Origin of the sequence: Lonsdalea iberica (assembly GCF_002111585.1) — a bacterium.
GTDB lineage: Bacteria > Pseudomonadota > Gammaproteobacteria > Enterobacterales > Enterobacteriaceae > Lonsdalea > Lonsdalea iberica.
In genome coordinates, this window is record NZ_LUTP01000022.1 from 1 (window position 1) to 23905 (window position 23905).

General features: G+C 56.1%; 17 protein-coding genes and 2 pseudogenes. 10 read left to right on the forward strand and 9 right to left on the reverse strand.

Annotated features, from left to right (window positions below):
* The coding region (hydA, locus tag AU511_RS10030; protein ID WP_240503809.1) for a dihydropyrimidinase at nt 1-1457 on the forward strand (1457 nt) is incomplete at its 5' end.
* A 49-nt stretch (nt 1458-1506) separates the two neighbouring features.
* Nucleotides 1507-2790: a Zn-dependent hydrolase gene (locus AU511_RS10035; RefSeq protein ID WP_094109564.1), complete on the forward strand. Its 1284-nt coding sequence runs from the start codon at nt 1507-1509 to the stop codon at nt 2788-2790.
* A 160-nt stretch (nt 2791-2950) separates the two neighbouring features.
* Here AU511_RS10035 and AU511_RS10040 read toward each other — a convergent pair whose 3' ends face one another.
* A complete protein-coding gene (locus AU511_RS10040) occupies nt 2951-4207 on the reverse strand; it encodes a valine--pyruvate transaminase (protein ID WP_094109565.1) in 1257 nt (418 codons plus the stop codon).
* A gap of 392 nt (nt 4208-4599) precedes the next feature.
* Here AU511_RS10040 and AU511_RS10045 point away from each other — a divergent pair, with 392 nt between their 5' ends.
* A complete protein-coding gene (locus AU511_RS10045; RefSeq protein WP_094100020.1) occupies nt 4600-5808 on the forward strand; it encodes an aldose 1-epimerase family protein in 1209 nt (402 codons plus the stop codon).
* A 69-nt stretch (nt 5809-5877) separates the two neighbouring features.
* On the opposite strand, the gene ghrB is transcribed toward AU511_RS10045, so the two are convergent.
* Complete coding sequence (gene ghrB, locus AU511_RS10050; RefSeq protein WP_094100021.1) at nt 5878-6843, reverse strand: glyoxylate/hydroxypyruvate reductase GhrB; 966 nt, start codon at nt 6841-6843, stop codon at nt 5878-5880.
* Between the two features lie 282 nt (nt 6844-7125).
* On the opposite strand from ghrB, the gene AU511_RS10055 reads away from it, so the two are divergent.
* Nucleotides 7126-7905 (forward strand): GntR family transcriptional regulator, encoded by a 780-nt coding sequence (locus AU511_RS10055; RefSeq protein WP_094109566.1) that lies wholly within the window; start codon nt 7126-7128, stop codon nt 7903-7905.
* Between the two features lie 83 nt (nt 7906-7988).
* Here the strand turns inward: AU511_RS10055 and AU511_RS10060 are convergent.
* The 3 genes and pseudogenes from AU511_RS10060 to AU511_RS10070 form a co-directional block, all read right to left on the reverse strand.
* Nucleotides 7989-9010 (reverse strand): annotated as a pseudogene (locus AU511_RS10060) (ADP-ribosylglycohydrolase family protein).
* A gap of 125 nt (nt 9011-9135) precedes the next feature.
* Entirely contained in the window at nt 9136-10392 is a 1257-nt protein-coding gene (locus AU511_RS10065) for a nucleoside permease (protein ID WP_094109567.1), read from the reverse strand.
* Between the two features lie 333 nt (nt 10393-10725).
* Nucleotides 10726-11286 carry a DNA-3-methyladenine glycosylase I gene (locus AU511_RS10070; RefSeq protein ID WP_094109568.1) on the reverse strand — a complete coding sequence of 187 codons (561 nt, stop codon included), beginning with the start codon at nt 11284-11286 and terminating at the stop codon, nt 10726-10728.
* Nucleotides 11287-11779: 493 nt separating this feature from the next.
* Here AU511_RS10070 and AU511_RS10075 point away from each other — a divergent pair, with 493 nt between their 5' ends.
* The 4 genes from AU511_RS10075 to AU511_RS10090 all read left to right on the forward strand — a co-directional run bounded on the left by AU511_RS10075 (nt 11780) and on the right by AU511_RS10090 (nt 16780).
* A complete protein-coding gene (locus AU511_RS10075) occupies nt 11780-12586 on the forward strand; it encodes a sulfite exporter TauE/SafE family protein (RefSeq protein ID WP_094100026.1) in 807 nt (268 codons plus the stop codon).
* Between the two features lie 264 nt (nt 12587-12850).
* Nucleotides 12851-13765: a glycine--tRNA ligase subunit alpha gene (gene glyQ, locus AU511_RS10080; RefSeq protein WP_026738508.1), complete on the forward strand. Its 915-nt coding sequence runs from the start codon at nt 12851-12853 to the stop codon at nt 13763-13765.
* A gap of 6 nt (nt 13766-13771) precedes the next feature.
* Nucleotides 13772-15841 carry a glycine--tRNA ligase subunit beta gene (gene glyS / locus AU511_RS10085; protein WP_094109569.1) on the forward strand — a complete coding sequence of 690 codons (2070 nt, stop codon included), beginning with the start codon at nt 13772-13774 and terminating at the stop codon, nt 15839-15841.
* 228 nt (nt 15842-16069) lie between these two features.
* Nucleotides 16070-16780 carry a DUF3053 domain-containing protein gene (locus AU511_RS10090; RefSeq protein WP_094109570.1) on the forward strand — a complete coding sequence of 237 codons (711 nt, stop codon included), beginning with the start codon at nt 16070-16072 and terminating at the stop codon, nt 16778-16780.
* 76 nt (nt 16781-16856) lie between these two features.
* Here AU511_RS10090 and AU511_RS10095 read toward each other — a convergent pair whose 3' ends face one another.
* From AU511_RS10095 to fdhD, 3 genes are all read right to left on the reverse strand, one after another.
* Nucleotides 16857-18749 carry a methyl-accepting chemotaxis protein gene (locus AU511_RS10095; protein ID WP_094109571.1) on the reverse strand — a complete coding sequence of 631 codons (1893 nt, stop codon included), beginning with the start codon at nt 18747-18749 and terminating at the stop codon, nt 16857-16859.
* A 283-nt stretch (nt 18750-19032) separates the two neighbouring features.
* Nucleotides 19033-19659 (reverse strand): superoxide dismutase [Mn], encoded by a 627-nt coding sequence (sodA, locus tag AU511_RS10100; RefSeq protein WP_026738504.1) that lies wholly within the window; start codon nt 19657-19659, stop codon nt 19033-19035.
* A gap of 211 nt (nt 19660-19870) precedes the next feature.
* Nucleotides 19871-20698 carry a formate dehydrogenase accessory sulfurtransferase FdhD gene (gene fdhD, locus AU511_RS10105; RefSeq protein WP_094109572.1) on the reverse strand — a complete coding sequence of 276 codons (828 nt, stop codon included), beginning with the start codon at nt 20696-20698 and terminating at the stop codon, nt 19871-19873.
* 339 nt (nt 20699-21037) lie between these two features.
* Here fdhD and exaC point away from each other — a divergent pair.
* Together exaC and AU511_RS10115 are read left to right on the forward strand one after the other, a co-directional pair.
* A pseudogene (exaC, locus tag AU511_RS10110) lies at nt 21038-22587 on the forward strand (acetaldehyde dehydrogenase ExaC).
* Between the two features lie 148 nt (nt 22588-22735).
* Nucleotides 22736-23728 carry an acyltransferase gene (locus tag AU511_RS10115; RefSeq protein WP_094109573.1) on the forward strand — a complete coding sequence of 331 codons (993 nt, stop codon included), beginning with the start codon at nt 22736-22738 and terminating at the stop codon, nt 23726-23728.
* Here the strand turns inward: AU511_RS10115 and AU511_RS17110 are convergent.
* Nucleotides 23725-23865: a hypothetical protein gene (locus AU511_RS17110; protein ID WP_205756443.1), complete on the reverse strand. Its 141-nt coding sequence runs from the start codon at nt 23863-23865 to the stop codon at nt 23725-23727. The two genes, AU511_RS10115 and AU511_RS17110, sit on opposite strands and share 4 nt — an antisense overlap.
* Nucleotides 23866-23905: the final 40 nt, after the last annotated feature.

Here is a 23905-nt window from a genome sequence, read left to right on the forward strand (position 1 = left end):
TAACGATGAGTCAGACTCTGTTGATTAAAGGCGGCACCGTCGTCAATGCCGATCGCCAGTTTCGCGCCGACGTCTTGTGCGTCGACGGCGTGATTGCGGCCGTGGGCGATGTGGCCCAATTCGACGTGCCGGCGGGCGCCGAGGTAGTGGACGCCGGCGGCCTGTACGTCATGCCGGGCGGCATCGACCCGCATACGCACATGAATTTCCCGTTTATGGGCACCGTCACGGTGGACGATTTTTACAGCGGCACGGCGGCGGCGCTAGCGGGCGGTACGACCACCATCATCGACTTTGTGATCCCGAATCCCCGGCAGTCGCTAATGGAAGCCTATCGCCAGTGGCGCGGCTGGGCGGAAAAATCGGCGGCCGACTACAGCTTCCACGTGGCGATCACCTGGTGGGACAAAAGCGTGCACCGGGATATGGGGACGCTGGTGCGGGAAGAGGGCGTGAACAGCTTCAAACACTTTATGGCCTATAAGAACGCCATCATGTGCGACGACGAAACGTTGATGAACAGCTTCCGCCGCGCGCTGGGGCTGGGCGCTATGCCGACGGTGCATGCCGAAAACGGCGAGATGGTGCATCTGTTGCAACAGCAGGTCTTGTCGCAAGGGATCGTCGGGCCGGAAGGACATCCGTTGTCGCGACCGCCCGAGGTTGAGGGCGAAGCCGCCAACCGGGCCATCACCATCGCCAACGTGCTGGGCGTGCCGATTTATGTCGTGCATGTCTCCTGTCAGGAGTCAGCGGAGGCCATTGCCCGCGCCCGAGCCCGAGGTCAGCGGGTCTACGGCGAGGTGCTGGCCGGTCATCTGACAATCGACGACAGCGTCTATCGCGATCCGGATATTCGCAAGGCGGCGGCGCACGTCATGAGTCCGCCGTTTCGGCCCAAAGGCCACCAGGAGGCGCTGTGGCGCGGCTTGCAGTCGGGCCAACTCCACACGACGGCGACGGATCACTGTACGTTCTGCGCCAGCCAGAAAGCGGCGGACGGCGGCGATTTTACTCAGATCCCCAACGGCTGCGGCGGGGTGGAAGAGCGTATGGCGGTGGTGTGGGACGGCGGCGTCAACAGCGGGCGTCTGACGCCCAGCGAGTTTGTGGCCGTCACCTCCGCCAACACGGCGAAGCTGTTCAACCTCTATCCGCGTAAAGGCTGTGTGACGACGGGCGCGGATGCCGATCTGGTGCTGTGGGATCCGAACGGCAGCAAAACGCTCTCCGCCAAGACCCATCACTCCCGCAACGATTTCAACGTGTTTGAAGGCCGTACGGTGACCGGGATACCGGCGTACACCATCAGTCAGGGCGTTGTGGTCTGGGCGCTGGGCGACCTTCGGGCGCAGGCGGGGGCCGGTCGTTATATCAAGCGTCCGGCATTTGGTCCGGACTTCAGCGCGGCCGCCGCATGGGAAAAAGCCCGCGCGCCACAGAGCGTTCAGCGCTAACGGCTGAACAGAAACTACACAGTGAAGCATTGACCGTGAGGAAGCGACGATGAGTAATGACATATTTACGGTAGCGGAGAAGGTGACGACGGACGACATGCGGGTCAACGGCGAACGCCTGTGGGACGCCCTGATGGAGCTGGCAAAGATTGGCGCAACCCCGAAAGGCGGCGTATGCCGTCTGACGCTGACCGACCTCGACCGACAGGGGCGCGATCTGCTGGTGAGCTGGGGCAGAACCGCCGGGCTGTCGGTGGCGGTGGATAACATCGGCAACGTCTTCATGCGTCGTCCCGGACGCAATAATGCGCTGCCGCCGATTGTCGCCGGCAGTCACATCGATACTCAGCCGACCGGCGGCAAGTTCGATGGCAACTTCGGCGTGCTCGCTGCGCTGGAGGTCATTCGCACGCTGAACGATCAGAAAATTGAAACTGAAGCGCCGGTCGAGGTGGTGTCCTGGACCAACGAAGAAGGCTCCCGCTTCGTGCCGGTCATGATGGGGTCCGGGGTGTTTGCCGGGGTATTTCCGCTGGAATACGCTTATGCCGCAACGGACGTGGACGGCAAGACGGTCAAGGACGAGCTTGTGAAGATCGGCTATGTCGGGCCGCAAACGCCCGGCGATCATCCCATCGGCGCCTACTTCGAAGCGCACATCGAGCAGGGGCCGATTCTGGAGGATCAAGATACCGACATCGGCGTCGTGCAGGCGGTGTTAGGGATCCGCTGGTACGACTGCGTGGTGACGGGCATGGAATCCCACGCGGGGCCGACGCCGATGGCGATGCGCAAAGATGCGCTGCAGGTTTCCACGCGCATCATGCAGGAAGTGATCAACATCGCCGACCGCTTCTCGCCACACGGCCGCGGCACGGTCGGGATGGTGCAGGTGCATCCCAACAGCCGTAATGTGGTGCCCGGCAGCGTGAAGTTTTCCATCGATTTCCGCAATATTGACGATGCATCGGTGGCGCAGATGGATGAGGCGCTAAAAGCGTATGTCGAGCGCCTGATGACGGATACCGGTCTGGATATTCAGCTGACGCAGGTTTCCGATTATCCCGCCGCGCCGTTCCATCCGGAGTGCAAAGACGCGGTGCGGCGTGCGGCGCAGGCGCTGGGTTATTCGCATAGGGATATCGTTTCCGGCGCAGGCCACGACGCGGTTTACATGAGTATGCTGGCGCCGACGGGCATGATTTTTATCCCGTGCAAGGACGGCATCAGCCACAACGAAATCGAGTACTCTTCGCCTGAACAGGTGACGGCGGGCGCTAATGTGCTGTTGCATGCGGTGCTGGAAACGGCGGGCGTCGTAGGGCGCGGTTAAGCGTCGGCGCGGCATAAAAGACTATGCCCACGGCGGCAAGATGCTGTGGGCGGATTGGGTGACTGGATGGCGAGCGTATGCAAACGTGCTCAGCGATACGCGTGATGACGCCCGTGACGCAACCCGGCGATGGCGATGGGCGCCTCACGCGCGTGCATGTTTACACCACTGTTTCCCGCATGGCGCGTTCAACTTCTTCCGCCAGAATAGCGATCCCCTGCTCAATCTTCTCCGGCTCCGGCACGTAGTTCATGCGCAGACACTGGTATGCATGCGGCCACTCCTGCGCTAGTCCGGGGAAGAAGTGATGGCCGGGAACCATCAGCACGCCGCGCTGTTTCAACCGCTGATACAGCGACTCGGTGGTGATGGGCAGATCCTTGAACCAGAGCCACAGGAAAATCGCCCCTTCCGGCTTGTGGATCAGGCAGCGATCCTCCGGCAGATAACGGCGGATAATCTCGATGGTGTGCTTAACGCGCTGCTGATAAAACGGACGTACGACGTCGTTGGACAGTCTCAGCAGGTCGCCGCGCTGGATCATTTCATGCGCGAGGGCGGGGCCGATAGAGCCGGGCGCCAGATTGATGATGCCGTTCATGTTGCTCATCGCGTCGATCACCTCTTCGGCGGCGATAACGATACCGCAGCGGGAGCCGGGCAGGCCCAGCTTGGAGAGGCTCATGCACAGAATGATATTCTGGTTCCACAGCGGCGTGGCGTCGCTGAAGATGATGCCGGGAAACGGGACGCCGTAGGCGTTGTCGATGATCAGCGGAATTTCATGCTGGCGGGCCATCGCGTCTAGCTGACGCAGCTCGTCGTCAGTCAGCACGTTGCCGGTCGGGTTGGTCGGGCGCGAGACGCAGATCGCGCCGATATCGTCGGTAATATGCAGCTGTTCGAAGTCGACGTGATATTTAAACTGGCCTTCTGGCAGCAGCTCTATCTGCGGTCGCACCGAGACGAACATGTCTTCGTCCAGGCCGGAATCGGCGTAGCCGATATACTCCGGCGCCAGTGGAAACATCACCTTGCTGCGGCTGCCGTCGCTTTTTTGTCCGCCAAAGAGATTAAATAAGTGGAAAAATGCACTCTGACTGCCATTTGTTAGAGCAATATTCTGTGGCCCTATCTCCCACCCCAACGTCTCGTGCAGCAGATCGGCCAGCGCATTCAGGAACGTATCTTTTCCCTGCGGGCCATCATAGTTGCATAGCGCATCGGTCAGTTTGCCCTGTTCCAGCAGGTCGCCGCACAGGGATTTAAAGTAGTCATCCATGGCCGGAATATGTGCGGGGTTTCCGCCGCCAAGCATGATGGCGCCGGGCGTGCGCAGCCCGTTGTTCAGGTCGTCCATCAGTTGAGTAATACCGGAGCGGCGGGTGAATTTGTTGCCAAAGACGGAAAAGTTCATAGCTTGTCAATAAATGCTGAAACACGAATGAGGCCGCCACCTTACCCCGTGTATTATCCCGGCGCAACGCGGGATGAATATCGCTTTCTTCGTTTATGCTAGTGATATTTCTTATATCAGCATAAAGTATCGCCGCGTTTAATTAAGCGTTGTGGTCGTTCCTAAGGGTGATGCTGGGGGGCTGAAACGGCGTCAGCCACAATTAGCCACACCTCCCACTTTTGGTGCAAAAAATTCAAAAACACTTAACAATTCTGTGACTCCTTCGGCAAATTCACGCCAAAAATACAGCATAAATACACGTAGTGATGGCAATCACATTTTGGCCGGTTCGGTATTTGTAGTCTTCAATGGTTAAAGCTAAATCAATTCAGCCACTGAGGATGCATAGCATGAAAAAGTTATTGGCTTTGGGCGTTTCCCTGGCATTGGTGTCCTGGCAAATTTCCGCACAAACGTTTGTGCTGACAGATGCTGAGGCTAATGTCGAAAAAGGCAACTGGAAGGTCGGTAGTGAGACGCTGAAGGTGACGGATTCGGCTTTCAGCATTGAGCAGAAAGTGCTGCACGGCGGGCGTCAGGAGGGCAGTAAAATTATTACTATCACCAGCCCTGACGGACTGCAGATTACGTTGAGCCCGACGCGCGGCATGGATTTGCTGCATGTGACCGGCAAAAATATCCGCCTTGGGTGGGACTCGCCGGTCGATGAAGTCGTCAACCCGAATACGATCACGCTGGAAAGCCGCAACGGACTGGGGTGGCTTGAAGGCTTCAACGAAATGATGGTGCGCTGCGGCTATGAGTGGACGGGTCACCCGGTGACCAGCGACGGCATGCTTTATACCCTGCATGGCCGCGCCGGCAATACGCCCGCATCCAAGGTGGTGGTGGATATCGACGACAAAGCGCCGCATACGATTGTGGTACGCGGTCTGCTGAAAGAAAACAGCTTCAAGAAATCCAATCTGGAGACGTGGACCGAACTGCGTTACGTTCCCGGCAGCGAATCGTTCACTATCCATGACGTGCTGACCAACAAGGCGGATTATCCGCGCGATTACCAAATTATTTATCACAGCAACTTTGGCAAACCGATTCTGGAGCAGGGCGCTCGCTTCATCGCGCCGGTCAAAGAGATCTCCCCTTTCAACGACTATGCGAAGCCCGGTCTTAAAGATTGGGCGACCTATCAAGGTCCGACCAAAGACTTTGATGAGATGGTGTTTAATGTTTCCCCTTATGCGGATAAGGATGGCAAGACGCTGGCGGCACTCGTGAATAAGGCGGGCGACAAGGGCGTTTCGATTGCGTTCGATACCCGCCAACTGCCGGTGTTGTCCCTGTGGAAAAATACGGATACCGAAAAGCAGGGCTATGTGACCGGTATTGAGCCCGGCACCAGTTATGCCTATCCAGTGACCGTCGAGCGTAAAATGGGGCGCGTGAAACAGTTGCAACCTGGGCAAAGTACGACGTTCGAACTGACTTATAGTCTGCTGAGCAACGCGGATGCGGTGCAGAAAACAGAACAGCGGGTGAAAGAGATCCAGGGGAGCGAGTCGACGACGGTAACGGAGACGCCGATGGCAGTGGAATAGTTTTCTGCGGCCATGATTCCCTCCAACATCCTCGGTCGGTGAACTCGGCCGAGGATATTGACGTTCAGATCATGAACGTGATGAGGGTGGGTTGACGCAATTTTCTTTCACGTCGCCGGTCAGCGCGGCAATCAAGTTATCCACCGCACAGGCGGCCATGGCATAACGGGTTTCGTGGGTGGCGGAGCCGATGTGCGGCAGTGCCACCACATTCGGCAGCGTCAACAGCGGCGAGTCCGCCGGCAGCGGTTCGGTTTCGAAGACGTCCAGGCCAGCGCCGAGCAGTTGGCCGTTACGTAGCGCGTCGATCAGGGCAATTTCATCGACGACGGGGCCGCGTCCGATGTTGATCAAGATGGCACCAGGCTTCATTTTCGCCAGCCGTTCGCGATTGATAAGGTGGCGTGTTTGCGGGGTGAGCGGCAGGGTAATGCAAAGGAAGTCCGACTCAGCCAGCAAGGTCTCTAACGAGTCGTATTGGGCGTTGAAGCGTTGTTCGGCGTCAGGGTGACGGTGACGGGCGTGATAACGGACAGGCATATTGAAACCCAGGTGAGCGCGCTGCGCGACCGCCATGCCAATGCGGCCCATGCCCAATATGCCTATCGTTTTGTGATGAACGTCAACGCCGAACCAGTCGCAATCGATACTGCGCCGCCACTCTCCGGCTTTAACGCGTTCTGCGGATTCGAGCGCCCGCCGGGCGGTCATGAGCATTAGCGTCATGACCGTGTCCGCCACGGTATCGGTCAACACGGTAGGCGTATGCATCAGCAGCGCATTTTTTTGATTTAACGTGGCGACGTCGATATTGTCGTACCCGACAGAAACGGTAGAGACTGCCCGCAGGCGCGGCAGGTGGGAAAGAAACGCCTGATCGATTTGACCGCCGGCCCCGATCAGCCCTTCAGCCTTTGCCAGCGTGGGATCGTTGATCGGTGGGAGGCCTTGAAATTCGTTGACGGTGAAGTGAGATGACAGGCGAGCGCGTAAGTCTTCGGGGATGGGACCGTACAAAATAATTTCGGGTTTCATGATTTAGCTCCGCGATGACGAGGGATCGTCGATAAGATTGGAGAAATAACCCGCAGAAGGGGCCTGAGTCTAAAGAATACTGCAAATTTAGTGAATCAAATTAAAAGAAATAGTGTCGTATGATCGGTACCGCGTTCGTCATGGTTTTACAATAGGTTGACCTTTTGCCCACTTTTTAGGGCATGACATTTGTTAGGAGGTGGGAGAGAAGTAAGGAATACATAGCTGGCTGGATAGCTAAGCTTTTGAGTTACAAGGGACTATTTAACAAGGAAGGCGTCGATGACGCTTTATCCACCATGGATACAGGAGGAAGAAATGGACAAATATTCGGCCCTGGTAGAGCGGTTGCAGCACCGGTTACAGCAGAGGGACCATACGCCCCTCTACGTGAAATTTAGCGATGCGTTGCAACAGGCTGTGCAAAATGGCGATTTGCGCGAGGGGGACTTTCTACCTAGCGAACGTGAATTTTGCCGTCTGCTGGGCATTTCCCGCATTACCGTACGCAACGCATTGAAATTGCTGGAATCGCGTAACGTCGTCGTGCGGACGCGGGGATACGGTACCTACATCAATTTCCAAATGGAATATCAAATCGGGAGCGCCGCCAGCTTTAGCTGTCAGGTGACGGGTAAAGGTAAAAATCCAGGTACGATGTGGCTGGAGAAGAAAGTGGTGCCGTGTAACGAAGAGGTAGCGGAACAGCTGGCGCTACCGCCGGATACGCCGGTTTATTGTCTCCTACGTCATCGCTTTATCGAAGACGAACCCGTTTCAATCGTGACATCTTATGTCCCTACCACGCTGATAGGCAATCCGGAAGAGATTGGGGTTTCACTCTATGCCTACTTCAAAGCCCAGAATATTTCGCCGCAGCATACGCGCAACTGGGTGACGGCCAAGGCGTCGGATGAACACTTCGTCTCTGTGATGAATATCAAGGCATCCGTGCCGATGCTGGTGCTCAAACAGCAGGTGTGTGACGGGGCAGGCGTTCCTATTGAGTTCAGTATTAATCATTGTCGTGCCGACCGATACGTCTTTGTGTCCGAGCGGTAAGTTTAAATACGACGATCTGAGTTATCGTCTCTAAGCATCGATAGCGGGATCGGTGAGACACCGTCCCGCTATCGAATGACCGCTTAAACGTCCGCTCTCTGTTCCCATTGCAGTCGCAGCGCCAGTAATTGGCGAGCGTAGTGGCCAATATCGCAGCGATTGACGTCGTCAAGCTGCTGACGCCATATCGGATCGATCGCCTCCACGCCATGCAGTGCGCCGCAAATCGCGGTCGCCATCGCTCCTATCGTATCGGTATCGCCCCCCAGATTGGCACACAGCACGGCACAACGATTGGGTTGCGTTGCCGCTAGTTCTACCATGCAATGGCTGCCGGGACGGAGTCCAAAATATCGCTGGTCGTGCCCACCAGTTGGTAAATGCGATCCATCGTACTTTCCGTACCGCCGGAATGGTTGGCAATGTCCAGCGCCAGCTCGATACGCGCGGCCATGGACGCGTGGTAGGTTGTCACCCGCTTTTCCTGGGCCGCTCTCGCGACGGCTGGAAGCTGGTCGCGCAGCCTGTCCCAACTGACGCCATCCACGGCCTGAGAAACCGCCCAGCCAATGACGGTGGCACCGGCGATAGCGACATCGGATTTATGCGTTGGGCTGGAAGCAAGTTCGACGTTGGCAATAAAGCCATCGAGCGTGTGTACTGGCACCATGCATCCTAGCGGGGAGATCCGCATGGCTGAACCATTGGTGACGCCGTTGTTTTCCAAATCGCGGATAGGCGTTCCATTTTTCAGCGCCGCCAGTGCGATTTTGGAGCTGGGGCCAAGCATGACTTTGTCATAGGCATCCACCCGATCAGCCCAGGCGAGAATGTGAGCGGCAATGGTATCAGGCACCACTTCGCCCTGACATTCAATCAGTGCATCAGCCAAGGCCAGTGCCATGGCGGTGTCGTCAGTGAACTCGCCGGCTTTGAAGTAGCGGGCGACAATATTGTCCTGCGGGCCGTCTAAAAAACGGTCTATCCAGCCAAAGTGCGCCTTGACGCGCGTACGGGGCCAAAGTTCGGATGGCATACCCATAGCATCTCCCAGCATCTGGCCGTAGAGTGCTCCAGCAATGCGACTTTCTTTTTTTTGCGACATGATCATTTCTTTTGCGTCTCCCCGCTCAAAACAGGATAGCGCCCTTCCGCAATGCGGAAAGACGTTATCTTCTGTGAATTTTTCCGATGTTAACGTACTGCGGGGTTATGTCATGGTATCGGCCGTCAATTTTGACTTTGCTTGATCTCGACCGGTTTTACGCCTTGCGCAGGCTCTCTGAATAGTGCGAGAAAGGCAATGAAGATGACGGCAATCATGGCACTGCCAAAACCCCAGATACCGGCCCAGTGGAACGTCAAACCCTGTACCGGTTCGGGGTAGGAGAACCATTTTTCCATCAGTTGTCCCCCGAGTCGATATCCCAACAGACTGCCGATTCCCTGGCATCCGAGCGTAATTAGCCCCTGCGCTGCCGTGCGCATGTAGACCGGAGCCTTTTTATCGACGTAGATGTAAGCGGTGACAAAGTAGAAGTCATAGCTGACACCGTGGAGCAGGATGCCGATAAACAGCAGGGCGTAGGTGAACAGCTGTTCGGTGCCGCCGAAAATAAACAGCAGATAGCGAAGCAGCGCGGTCGCCAGACCCAGAATCAACACGTATTTGATGCCGAAGCGCTTGATGAAGAAAGGCAGCGCTAGCATGAAAAAGATTTCCGAAAACTGTCCCAGCGTCATCCAGCCTGTAGCGTTCGGCATACCGATTTCAGTGAGATAGCCGTTGGCGAAGATGTAATAAAACGAGAGCGGCATGCTGAACAGGAAAGAGCAGATGAAGAAGACCAGAAAGCTGCGATCTTTTAACAACACGCGCGCATCCAACCCTAGCATGACGGAGAGGCTGAGTTTCCCGTGCCCTTTCGGCGGGGTGTGCGGCAGACACAAGGCGAACAGCCCGAGCACGGCGGAGCTGGCGGCGGCAATCAAAAGCGGTATTTTGGTGGCGGTGATATTACCGTAGCCCAGCAGCGAAGGGATAAATCCGCAGGCGATGCCCGCGGCAATCCACCCCAAGGTTCCCATTACGCGGATCTTCGGATAGTCACGCTCGACATCTGCAACGTTGGAAAACGCGATGCTGTTGGTTAATGCGATGGTCGGCATATAGGTCAGGCAGTAGGCCAGCAGCAGCGGGAAGAAGCTGTTGAAATGGGTTTGTTGCGCGGTGAAAAACATGAGGGCCGCCCCGACCAGCATCAGCAGCGCCAACACCTTTTGCGCCGGGAAAAAGCGGTCGGTCAGCGATCCCACCACGATAGGCGAAATGATGGCTGCAATGGCGGTGCAGGAGTAGCACCAGGCAATTTGCGTGGGAGTAAATCCGTTATGATTGAGAAAAGGCCAGAGCGTGACGAACCAAGCCCCCCAAATGAACCATTCCATCATCATCATGAAGGCCAGTTTAGCCATGGTTTTATTCATACAATATTCCTTTATTGTCGTTAACGTAAAAAACCAAATACAGACCAGCACTGACGCAATCCTGATCCGTATCTTTTCCCGTTGTCACACATCGGCTGTGATACCGCCGCCGGTGTGTGCAATGCCGACATCGTGGCGGCCTGCGGAAAAAAGCGGCCGCCAGCACGATAAGCAAAACAGTAAAATGCGTGGTAATCCTTTCCTGCATTATTTCAACCGATATTATCATGACAGTATGCCAGCAAAAGAGGGAGATTTCGCTCCTGCGGGGCTGACCCGCCCATCTTGCCCGGCTTTGTCGCGATGGCCCCTTTCGCAGGCCTTGGGGCGTGGTTAACGCTGCGACGGGTGGCAAATACAGTCAGTCGTGTGGTCGTTGACCATCCCCACCGCCTGCATGTAGGCGTAACAAATCGTGGGCCCAATGAATTTGAATCCGCGTTGTTTGAGCGCCTTCGACAAGCTCTCCGAGGTGGCAGTCTGGGTAGGCACATCGGCCTGTGTTGCATAGAGGTTAGTCACGGGGCGGTGGTTGACGAAAGACCAGATGAAGTCAGAAAAATTTTCGTCCCGCGTTTCCATCGCTAAACGCGCCTTGGCGTTAGCGATGATTGCCTCGATTTTGAGACGGTTGCGGATAATGCCCTTATCTTGCATGAGTTGGGCGATATCGTCTTCGCCCATGGCGGCAATCTTAACCGGGTCAAACCGGTGAAAGCAGTGGCGATAGCGTTCGCGCTTCTTCAGTATGGTGATCCAGGAAAGGCCCGCCTGCTGCCCTTCCAGACAGAGCATTTCGAATAGCTTGTCGCTATCGGTGCAGGGTTTTCCCCACTCGTCGTCATGATAGGCCAAATATAACGGGTCGGCCGTCACCCAACCGCAACGATTCATGGCATGCTCCTCTGTTGATTTCCCTAAGGTTCGTCATGGGTTCACGACCCCTGACTCTCGTGAATAACCTCTGCTTGACGTACGGTATGCCCCATGAACCGTCGTATCATCACACGCTAAATACTGGATAGGCAACCATGCTTTTGTGGCGGTCGATCGCAAAAAGTAAAGAGAAACGGCGTTAAAGTTCAGCGATGACGGCCACAGGCTTGGATTTGAGGTGGCGGAATTCGCTATTTAAGCGTAAATGAATAATGGACATGCGATGTATACCGATGAATTGGTCGATCGCGCAACAGACGCCATTGGGTTCGGCGGCGGTCCGCGCCAAATTTTATCGCCAACGCGGAACCCGTCGTATGTAGTTTAAGGCGATGGTTTAGCCAGCGGTAGTATCAGAGCCTGGGTGTGAGCGGCGATGTGTCCTTGGTTATTGCATTTCATTGAAAATGATAACTATTAATGAGAAATATTTTATGTCAGGGGTGAAGGGATGGCTGTAGAGTGGATTATCGCTTATCTGGCGCTTGGTGCTGTCGTTGGATTTATGGCGGGATTATTAGGTATTGGCGGCGGCGGCATCATGGTGCCGATATTGACCGCGATGTTTGCTGCACAGGGCGTACAAAACGAGCATCTGGTCCATCTGGCGTTGGGGACCTCGATGGCCTCCATCGTGATTACCGCCGTATCCAGTCTTCGCACGCATCATCAGCATCAGGCCGTGTTGTGGCCGGTCGTTTGGCGTATTACGCCGGGGATTCTGGTGGGCACATTCTGCGCCACCTGGCTGGCCGCATTATTACCGACTCAGGCGCTGGCGATCTTCTTTTCCTGCTTCATGGCCTATATTGCGTTTCAGATGGTGATGAACTTCAAGCCAAAACCCAATCGTCAACTGCCCGGCACGGTCGGAACCTCGCTGGCGGGGCTTGGCATTGGCGGTATTTCGGCGCTAGTGGCGATTGGCGGCGGTTCGCTGACGGTGCCGTTTCTGACCTGGTGTAATGTACGTATTCAGCAGGCGATTGGGACGTCGGCGGCGGTCGGTTTGCCGATCGCGCTGGCGGGCGCGTTAGGTTATATGGTCAACGGTTGGGATGCCCCCGGATTGCCACATTACAGCCTCGGCTACGTATCACTCCCCGCAGTGCTGATGATTTCGCTGGTGAGTTTCTTCACGGCGCCGGTCGGCGCTCGACTGGCGCACCGCCTGCCGGTCGCCACGCTGAGAAAGATTTTTGCGGCGCTGTTGCTGCTGTTGAGCTTGAAAATGCTGCAAACGGTGTTTTTCGGCTAACGTTCAGGTTCCCGCCCGTTTCGCATGAATTGGCGGGAGCGAAGGACGGCGGCGAATGCCGTGAGCCCTTCCCGCCGTCACGATCGGATGCGAGGGGTTTTGGTCCGAAATGCCGTCGCGTTCGGGCTGGAAAACCGCGTCCCGCCGTGCGTAGTAAATTCGTTCGGATATGAACTTGTTGCCGCATTCCGGCTGTATATCTTGCACTCAGAGGGTATACTGGCGCATTCATTGTAAATCCACTTGTATCGCGTGCGAATCCAAATGCAAAAGTTTGATACCAAGACCTTCCAGGGCCTCATCCTGACGTTACAGGATTATTGGGCGCGCCAGGGCTGTACCATTGTTCAACCGTTGGACATGGAAGTTGGCGCGGGAACCTCTCACCCCATGACCTGCCTGCGGGCGCTCGGCCCAGAGCCGATTGCCGCCGCCTATGTCCAGCCGTCACGTCGTCCTACCGATGGACGCTACGGCGAAAACCCCAACCGTCTGCAGCACTACTATCAGTTCCAGGTGATCATCAAGCCTTCGCCGGAAAACATTCAGGAGCTGTATCTCGGCTCGCTGAAGGCGCTGGGTCTTGACCCCACGATCCACGATATTCGCTTCGTTGAAGACAACTGGGAAAACCCGACGCTGGGCGCCTGGGGTCTGGGTTGGGAAGTGTGGCTGAACGGCATGGAAGTGACGCAGTTCACTTACTTCCAGCAGGTGGGCGGTCTGGAATGCAAACCGGTTACGGGTGAGATCACCTACGGGCTGGAACGTCTGGCGATGTATATCCAGGGCGTGGACAGCGTCTACGATCTGGTGTGGAGCGATGGTCCTCTCGGCAAAACTACCTACGGCGATGTGTTCCATCAGAATGAAGTGGAGCAGTCGACCTACAACTTCGAACATGCCGACGTCGATTTCCTCTTTACCTGTTTCGCGCAGTATGAAAAAGAGGCTCAGGAACTGCTGGCGCTGGAAAACCCGCTGCCGCTGCCTGCCTACGAACGTATTCTAAAAGCCGCCCACAGCTTCAACCTGCTGGACGCGCGCAAGGCGATTTCCGTTACCGAACGTCAGCGTTACATTTTGCGCATTCGCACGCTGACCAAAGCGGTAGCCGAAGCCTACTATGCCTCCCGCGAGGCGCTGGGCTTCCCGATGTGTAATAGAAAAGAGAGCTAACAGGCCATGACTGATAAAACTTTTTTGGTGGAAATCGGCACGGAAGAGCTGCCGCCGAAGGCTCTCCGTCAGCTAGCGCAAGCTTTTGCCGCCAATTTCAGCGCTGAACTGGATGCGGCAGGCCTGGCCTATCAGGCGGTGAACTGGTTCGCCGCGCCGCGTCGTCTGGCGCTCAAAGTGACCGCGCTAAGCGCGTCTCAACCGGATCGTGAAGTTGAAAAGCGCGGCCCGGCCATCTCACAGGCGTTCGACGCCAGCGGTCAGCCGACCAAGGCGGCCGAAGGATGGGCGCGCGGTTGCGGGATTACTGTCGATCAGGCCGAACGCCTAACCACCGACAAGGGCGAGTGGCTGTTGTTCCGAGCGCAGGTCAAAGGTCAGGCGGCGCAAACGCTGCTGCCGGGCATGGTCAGCGTGGCACTCGGCAAACTGCCTATCCCGAAACTGATGCGCTGGGGCGACTCAGACGTGCAGTTTGTTCGTCCGGTTCATACCGTGACGATGCTGCTGGGTGACGAGCTGATCCCCGGCACCGTGCTGGGCATCGACTCCGCTCGCACGCTGCGCGGCCACCGCTTCATGGGCGAAGCCGAATTCACCATCGATAATGCCGATCAATATCCTGAAATTTTGCTCGAACGCGGCAAAGTGGTTGCGGACTACGAAGCGCGTAAAGCGATGATCAAACGCGATGCGGAACAGGCCGCGCAGAAGATTGGCGGAAAAGCCGATCTGAGTGAAAGCCTGCTGGAAGAAGTGGCGTCTCTGGTCGAGTGGCCGGTGGTGCTGACGGCGACGTTCGAAGAAAAATTCCTGGCTGTGCCCGCGGAAGCGCTGGTGTATACCATGAAAGGCGACCAGAAATATTTCCCGGTTTACGACGAAGCGGGCAAACTGTTGCCGCACTTCATCTTCGTCGCCAATATCGAGTCGAAAGATCCGCAGCAAATTATTGCGGGTAACGAAAAAGTGGTGCGTCCGCGTCTGGCGGATGCCGAATTCTTCTTCAATACCGATCGTAAAAAACGTCTTGAAGACCATCTGCCGCGTCTGGAAACCGTACTGTTCCAGCAGCAGTTGGGTTCTCTGCGCGATAAAACCGATCGCATTCAGGCGCTAGCCGGATGGGTGGCGGGGCAGATTGGCGCTGACGTCAATCATGCAACGCGCGCGGGCCTGCTGTCTAAATGCGATCTGATGACCAACATGGTGTTCGAATTCACCGATACGCAGGGCGTCATGGGCATGCACTATGCGCGTCATGACGGTGAAGACGAAGATGTCGCGGTCGCGCTGAACGAGCAATATCAGCCGCGTTTTGCGGGCGACGATCTGCCTTCGTCGCCGGTCGCGTGTGCGTTAGCTATCGCTGACAAGATGGATACCCTGGCCGGGATCTTCGGTATTGGTCAGCATCCGAAAGGCGATAAAGACCCGTTCGCGCTGCGCCGCGCTGCGCTGGGCGCGCTGCGCATCATCGTAGAAAAACAGCTGCCGCTGGATCTGCAAACGCTGACGGAAGAAGCCGTGCGTCTGTATGGCGACAAGCTGACTAACGCCAATGTGGTCGATGACGTCATCGAATTCATGTTGGGGCGTTTCCGCGCTTGGTATCAGGAAGAAGGTCATACGGTAGATACCATTCAGGCAGTGCTGGCGCGTCGTCCGACCCGTCCGGCCGACTTCGATGCCCGCGTGAAGGCCGTCAGTCACTTCCGTACGCTGGAACAGGCGGTTGCGTTGGCCGCGGCCAACAAACGCGTGTCCAATATTCTGGCGAAGTCGACCGAAAGCCTGAATGACAGCGTGCAGGCCTCGCTGCTGCAGGAAAAAGAAGAGATTCAACTGGCGACCTACGTGACCGCACTGAACAGTAAACTGGACCCGTGGTTCGCCGAAGGGCGTTATCAGGAAGCGCTGGTTGAGCTGGCGCAGCTGCGTGAGCCGGTGGATAGCTTCTTCAACAAGGTTATGGTGAACGCGGAAGAGCAGGAGGTGCGGATCAACCGCCTGACGCTGCTCAACGAACTGCGTAACCTGTTCCTGAAAGTCGCTGACATTTCGGTATTGCAGTAAGAATTCACGCTCGCTGAATGACGACAGGGCCTTAATGGCCCTGTTTTTTTAGGTGGATGCGGTTGAGTGTGGACATGGCTGCGTTGCGGTATCTCACCGCAGCCTCTACGGGGAGAACAGCCAGATTATGCGTGCTGTTTTTCATCTTGCGGGAAAGCCGTTCAGCTATGCTTATTGGGGTAACCTTCTACAAGCAAGACGGCGAAACAAAAAACAGGAGTAGTAGACATGTTGGCGGATATCCGTTCGCGCTGGCTGATGCCGGTGATTATGGTTTTGATGACGCTGCAACTGGCGGCCTGTGGTGATAAAGACAAAGAGCAGCGCCAGGCGTTCAACGCATTCTTGCAGGGTGTGGAACAGGAGCCGGGGCGTCAGCTGCCGGGATTGACGGACCAGCAAAAGCAGAGTTTCGGTCGTTATGCGCAGGATTACGCGATTCTGACGGGCTTTGGTCAGCAGTTGGATCAGGCGCTGGCGGGCAGCTTAACGCCGATGCTGGAGCAGGTCGCACGCATTCGCGTGCCGCAGGATTACCTGACTGAGAGGGAAAATCTGCGTCAAAGCACCGGCGCTTTGAATCTGCTCAGTCAGCAGACGCAGACCGCCAAAGTGCAGGCGGACAATGCCCGACGCGCGCTGAAGCAGCCGGAAGACGTTCAGGCGGTTTATAACCGAGTGTATGAGCGCGTGGTGACGAAACCAGCGACGGCCGTCGCTGCGGTGGTGCCGGTCAGTATCTCCTTTGCGCAGACGCTGGTGCAGGTCGGCGACTATCTGCAAACGCAGGGCGCTCAGGTGACGTTTAACGGCAATGCCGTGCAGTTCCAGACGCAGGCGCAGGTCGACCAGTACAACGGCATGATGACGCAGCTTTCTTCGCAGCAGCAGAATCTGGCGACGATCTTGAAGGCGCAGCCGCTGATTGCTGCGCGTTAAGGGTGAATGACGGGCTGAGAGGATTTTCTTAGCCCGTCGAAGAGACTCGCGCTTCCGGCGTTGCCGGGCCGTGATATTACGGGTTGTAGGTCAGCTGTTGTGCATGACCGCGGGTCAGCGCCTGCTGCCCGTTGCTTTCCTGCTCCTGCGTACTGGACAGATGGAAGACCGCAATGGCGTTGGACAACACAATCGCCTGTTCTTCCAGCGAGCTAGCGGCGGCGGTGGACTCCTGAACTAACGCGGCATTCTGCTGCGTGCTGCTGTCCATATCCACGATGGCTTCATTAACCTGCGCAATTCCACGGCTTTGCTCATCCGAAGCCACCGCTATTTCGCCCATGATGTCATGGACGTGCGTGACCGAGGTCACGATGTCGTGCATCGTTTTCCCTGCATCGTTCACCAGTCTCGCGCCGTGACCGACCTGATTCACGGAGGTGGAGATCAGCCCTTCAATCTCTTTTGCCGCCTGAGAACTGCGCTGTGCCAGATTACGCACTTCGCCGGCGACCACGGCGAATCCTCTGCCTTGTTCACCGGCGCGAGCGGCTTCGACCGCGGCGTTGAGCGCCAGAATATTTGTCTGGAAGGCGATGCCGTTGATCACGGAAGTGATTTCAGCAATGCGTTTCGAGCTGCCTTCTATTTCAGACATGGTCTTGACCACTTCTTCCACCAGTTTGCCGCCGGACTGCGCGGTCTGGGTGGCGTCCAGTACCAGTTTATTGGCGTGATGGGCGTTGCCGGCGTTCTGTTTCACGGTTGATGTCAGCTGTTCCATGCTGGCGGCGGTTTCTTCCACTGCGGCCGCCTGAGACTCCGTGCGGGAAGACAGATCGTCGTTGCCTGCTACGATTTCTCGGGCGGCGGTGTTGATTTGGCTAACGCCCAGACGAATATCGTCAATGATGTTGTGCAGGTTGGCCTTCATCTTCGCCATTGCGTTCAGCAGCATCCCAAGCTCGTCACGACGGGTTGTGGCGATCGGCATGGTGAGGTCGCCGGCAGCAATGCTTTCGGCGATACCGACGGTCTGATTCAAGGGCTGTGTAATCTGGCGAGAGATATACAGGGCGATGGCGATACCCAGCAATAGCGTGATTAGCGCCGTCAGGGACAGCCACAGCGTAGCTCCGTTGATGTCTTTCCGGGTCGCGAGGGTTTCGTTCTCCACCATGCCGGTAACCTGTGAAATCAAGTTGTCAGCCTGTACGCCGAGTAAATCAACCTGTTTCAGCTCTTCCTGGTAAGCCGGAAGATAGGCCAGCACCTGGGATTTGTAGTTTGATAGCGATGTGACGATCGGAGCCAACTGTGCTTTACGGTCATCAGGTTGCGTCTGGATCAACTGGTTCAGCGTTTGTTCGGCGTCCTCCTGCGCGGCGATGAGCGACTTCTCCGCATCCTGATTTAGGGTGAGCAATAGGCCGCGGGCCTGATAGCGGATGTTGGTGAGTTTGAGATCGAGATTGGCTAATTGGAGTTGTAGCGGAAAATTACCTTCATTTTTAATCTGTTGCTCAAATGCATTTAACGCGGTTTGTGTGTCAGAGATATTCCAGCTATGTCTTATCTGATCCTTTTTATTTACCGCATCCACATAATCTTTTTGTTTTTTCTGATATTCGGCAATGGCGTCAGATATTTTTTGCAAACGGTCTTCGTAGTCTAAATACCAAGACTTATTTTTTGCTTCGCCGACTAAATTGACGATGTTGTTAATGTGTTTGCTGTTGTTTTTGATGGCGTCAGGGTTGTACCCCACGCTATACAGGACACGATAATAGCGGGCCTGATTGACTTCATCGTTGATCTGAGCGCTAAAAGTCGCTTTATCGAAGCGATCTGTCAGGGTTCCGATGTACATCATGCCAACGGCCGCTATAAGGAGGGTTAGCGCTAAAATTAGAGAGAAGCCTAATCCTAACTTCTTGCCTACCTTTATATTTTCTATTTTAATCGCCATTTTACTCTTCCATTATTAATGAACTCAGTCATTAAGGGAGATCCCTAATGTGTTGATTTGCTATTTTTTTTTAGCCACAAGAATATCTCCCTCGGCCTGTACAGGATGGGGGAAAATAATCAAAGAGGACTCGAGAAAATTATCGGCATAGTAAATGAAAGCTTTACTATTTACTTCGTGATTAATGGATGGAAAACGGAAATAAAAAACCCGGAATAATTAAGGTTATTCCGGGTCGGGGGATAAGCTCGCGCTTAGTCGCGCAGGTTATCTATCTGGCAGATTATTTTTTTGCTTCGGCAAAGCGTTTTGCGGCTTCGTCCCAGTTGACGACACTCCAGAACGCTTTGATGTAGTCCGGGCGGCGATTCTGGAATTTCAGGTAGTAGGCATGTTCCCACACATCGAGAGCGATGATCGGGTAGCCGGATGCGCCGGAGATGGCTTCACCCATCAGCGGGCTATCCTGGTTAGCCGTAGAAACGACCGCCAGTTTGCCGTCGTCTTTCAGCACCAGCCAGGCCCAGCCAGAGCCGAAACGGGTTGCCGCTGCTTTCTCAAAAGTTTCTTTGAAGGCGTCAACGCTGCCGAAATCGCGTTCGATGGCGGCTTTCAGATCGCCAGTCAGCGTCGTGTCCAGCTTCAGGCCTTTCCAGAACAGGCTGTGGTTGGCATGGCCGCCCACATTGTTGCGCAGCGCGGTTTTCTTATCAGCCGGGACCTGATCCAGTTTGGTGATCAGCTCTTCCGGAGACAGTTTCGCGAATTCCGGCAGAGATTCTAACGCGGCGTTGCTGTTGTTGACGTAGGTCTGGTGATGTTTGCTGTGATGGATTTCCATCGTTTGCTTGTCGAAATGCGGTTCCAGTGCGTCATAGGCATAGGGCAGGGATGGCAGTGTGTAACTCATATTTTGCATCTCCATAGTTGGCGTGCATTGGTATAGATGGAGCGGCACTTGGTTTGTTAGTCCCGCGTAAGCATGAGGTTCATTATAGTTAATTAAATGATATTGAAAATGGTTATTCTTGGCTTTCTGCCGTTCCGTCCTGATTTTAATCCTTTTTCAACAGTCACTTATAAGGGAATGGTTGGGCTTAACAACCAATTGGTCTAAGCGGTTAGTCGCGCAGGCGCTGAGGATGGGTGTAGACCGTCGCGCGCCCCGGACGACAAAATCCCACCAGGGTGAGCTGGCTGCGTTGAGCGACGTCGACGGCCAGCGCGGTGGCGGCGGAGACGGCGAAGAGGATTTCTACGCCGCAGAGCGCGGATTTTTGCACCATTTCATAGCTGGCGCGGCTGGACACCAACGCTGCGCCCTGCTGCCAGGGCTGACGAGCGCGCATCCCCAGCAGTTTATCCAGCGCGACGTGTCGGCCGACATCCTCGCACCCACCCAACACCGAGCCTTCCGGCGAAATCCAGGCGGCGGCATGGGTGCAGCCGGTCCGCTGTCCGACGACCTGAACATCCGCCAATCGGGTCAGCGCAGACACCAGCCGCGACAGTGAAAACGTTTGGGTAAAGGGGAGCGGTGCTATCGGCCTGCCGATCTCCTCTAACTGTTCGACGCCGCAGACGCCGCAGCCGGTACGGCCTTCCATTGCGCGGCGTCTGGCTTTCAGCCCGGCAAAACGACGGCTGGAAAGTTCAATCTGAACTTCTATGCCGTGACAAACTGGCACGACGTCGATGCCGTAGATGTCGTTCGGCGACTGAATAATGCCTTCCGACAGTGAAAAACCCAGCGCGAACGCCTCCAGATCTTTGGGCGAGGCCATCATCACCACGTGTGATATGCCGTTGTAGACCAGGGCTACCGGCACCTCTTCCGCCAGCCAGTCGCGACGAGACTCCGCCAAGGCATCATGATGCCAGATGGTGCGCTGACTGGCTCCGATCAAGGGAGCCTGCGTATCTCCATGCTGAGAATGGTTGTTTTTCACCCCTACTCCTGCGGTCGTGATGTGAGGTCGTGACGTCAGTATTTCACCGCATGCGGCGGGACGCGAATGTTATCTCCCCCGCGGGTGATGGCGAATCGGCCTAGCGACATAGGATGCACTGTTTCGCATTAGGTTCCATTCGTTGCCTAAAAATGAGCGCTGAATCGAATTCCCGTCTTTTTCGGACCGCCTGTGTCTATCACAATTGATTAACATCCTCTAGGATGAGTCCAACGATTTTCTGTTTAGGTAAGCATACCGTTCTGTATCAGCTGGCCGTGCGTCGTCACTGCGAATACAGCGCTCAGTCCACAGCAACAGCCTACAAAGGAGACAGAAATGACCTACGACACCTCTTCCAGTTCTAGCTCAAGCCGTGTTTCGCCTGGAGCCTACGGCTTCGATGTCAGCCTGAAAAAACGTTACGAAAACTTTATCGGCGGCGCTGGGTGCCTCCGTCCAGCGGGGAATATTATGTCAACCTGACGCCCGTTACTGGACAACCGTTGTGCGAAGTCGCCAGCTCGAATACCCGCGATGTAGATTTGGCGTTGGATGCTGCGCATGAAGCCAAAGCCGGCTGGGCCGCGCTGTCGGCTGCCGAACGCGCGCAGATCCTGAACCGCATTGCCGATCGCATGGAAGAGAATATCGATCTGCTGGCGAACGCCGAAACCTGGGATAACGGCAAACCGATCCGCGAAACCCGCAATGCCGATATTCCTCTCGGCATCGATCACTTCCGCTACTTCGCCGCCTGTATCCGGGCGCAGGAAGGCGCGATTAGCGAAATCGATCACGACACTGTGGCCTACCATTTCCACGAGCCGCTCGGTGTGGTCGGTCAGATTATTCCCTGGAATTTTCCGCTGCTGATGGCGTGCTGGAAAATGGCGCCGGCGCTGGCGGCAGGCAACTGTATCGTACTGAAGCCCGCCAAACTGACTCCGCTCTCGGTCCTGTTGATGATGGAGATCATTCAGGATCTGCTGCCGCCGGGCGTGATCAACGTGGTTAACGGCGCCGGGGGGCAGATCGGCGAATATCTGGCGACATCGCCGCGGATCGCCAAGGTCGCCTTCACCGGCTCGACCGAAGTCGGCCAGCAGATCATGGGCTATGCAGCAAAGAATGTCATTCCGGTGACGTTGGAGCTGGGCGGAAAATCCCCCAATATCTTCTTTGCCGACGTCATGGACAAAGAGGACAGCTTCTTCGACAAAGTGCTGGAGGGATTCTCGCTATTCGCCTTCAACCAAGGTGAAGTCTGTACCTGTCCGAGCCGCGCGCTGGTGCAGGAGTCTATCTATGAGCGCTTTATGGAGCGCGCCATCAAGCGGGTGGAATCCATCCGCGTCGGCAACCCGCTGGACGCCCACACCATGATGGGCGCGCAGGTGTCGTCGGGACAGCTGGACACAATCCTCAATTATATCGATATCGGTAAGAAAGAGGGCGCACAAGTACTGACTGGCGGGCATCGCAAGTCATTCAACGGCGATCTGACCGAGGGCTACTATCTGGAGCCGACGATTTTGCAAGGCAGCAACAACATGCGGGTATTCCAGGAAGAGATCTTCGGGCCTGTGCTGGCCGTGACGACCTTCAAAACGCTGGATGACGCATTGGAGATCGCCAATGACTCTCCTTATGGGCTGGGCGCGGGCGTATGGAGCCGTAATGCGAACATCACGTACCGCATGGGGCGCGGCATCCAGGCCGGACGCGTGTGGACCAACTGCTACCACGCCTATCCGGCGCACGCCGCGTTCGGCGGTTACAAACAGTCCGGCATCGGGCGGGAAAACCACAAAATGATGCTGGAACACTATCAACAGACCAAATGCCTGTTGGTCAGCTACTCCGACAAACCCATGGGCCTGTTTTAGGTTAAAAAAGGGTGCCACGTTAAGTGAACAGGGCTGCCTCGGCGGCCCTGTCGTTTATCTGTAGACATTTCCCCTCAATCGCATTGAGTTGCCGCGGGGCACCCTATAATCTGTTTATTATTGGATAAAAAATAGGGCGAGGGCGTGGATGACCGACAGGATCGGCTGGGTGGACAACCTGCGGGCGATAGCGTGCTTGATGGTGGTGATGGTCCACAGCGCCGCAGGGTATGTCACCGACGGCAGCGCCGTTGGGAAGGTCCATTGGGACGTCGCCAATCTGCTGGATTCCGCCTCTCGCGTCTGCGTGCCGTTATTTTTCATGATCTCAGGCTACCTGTTTTTTGGAGAGCGACAGGCGCAGGGGAAACACTATCTGCGCATCGGCTGCTGTCTCCTGTTCTACAGCCTGTTGGCGCTGTGTTATATGGCGTGGCTCACGCCCATCAATCCTTGGCTGGCGCTCCGAGACAGTCTGCAAAAACCCGTGTTCTATCACCTGTGGTTTTTCTACGCCATCACCATCATTTACCTGTTTTCTCCGCTGATTAAAGTGCGTCAGGCGTCGGGTTATGCGCTGGCGGCAGCGATCGTACTGCTGGTGGTCGTCGCCAATCCCAATATGCCCGCGCTGATGGACGGTCAGCATCAGATGCTGCCGGTGAACCTGTATATGTTCGGCGATACCATCTATTACCTGCTGTACGCCATTACCGGCAGGATCGTCGGGATGATGAGGATTCCTCGCTGGGCGGCGCGCGTGGCGTTCGGCGTCTTCGTATTGGGGGCAGCGCTGGTGACGCTGGGGACGCGTCATCTGACGCTCGTCAACGGCGACTTCGATCAGACCTATTATCTCTACTGCGGACCGCTGGTGTTTCTGGCCGCTTCCGGTCTGTTGGTCAGTGGAAAATATTACCTCAACGCGGCACCCTTGCCGGGACTGGCGTTGATAGCACGTCACTCTCTGGCGATTTACGGCGTTCATGCGCTGGTGATCCACTATTTGCGCACGCATCAACTGGCGCTCGAAAATGCGCCGGTGGCGGATATTTTTTACGTCTTTGCGATGGCGCTGGCGGTCGGTCTGCTGTTTTCGTTGGGGCTACAGCGCATCGACCGTCGCCGTTTGGTGAGCTAGGCCTGACGCGACTGAGCCCGGCGCAGCTGACGCGCCGAGGAAAAGCCGGCCAGCAAGGCTGCTTTTTCCACGCCGATGCCTTGCCTGATACGCTGTTCCGCCACGGTAAGCCGCAGCTGCTCGTGACACTCGCGCACGGTCCGCCGGTTGACCCAACGGCCATGAGGATTTTGGAGT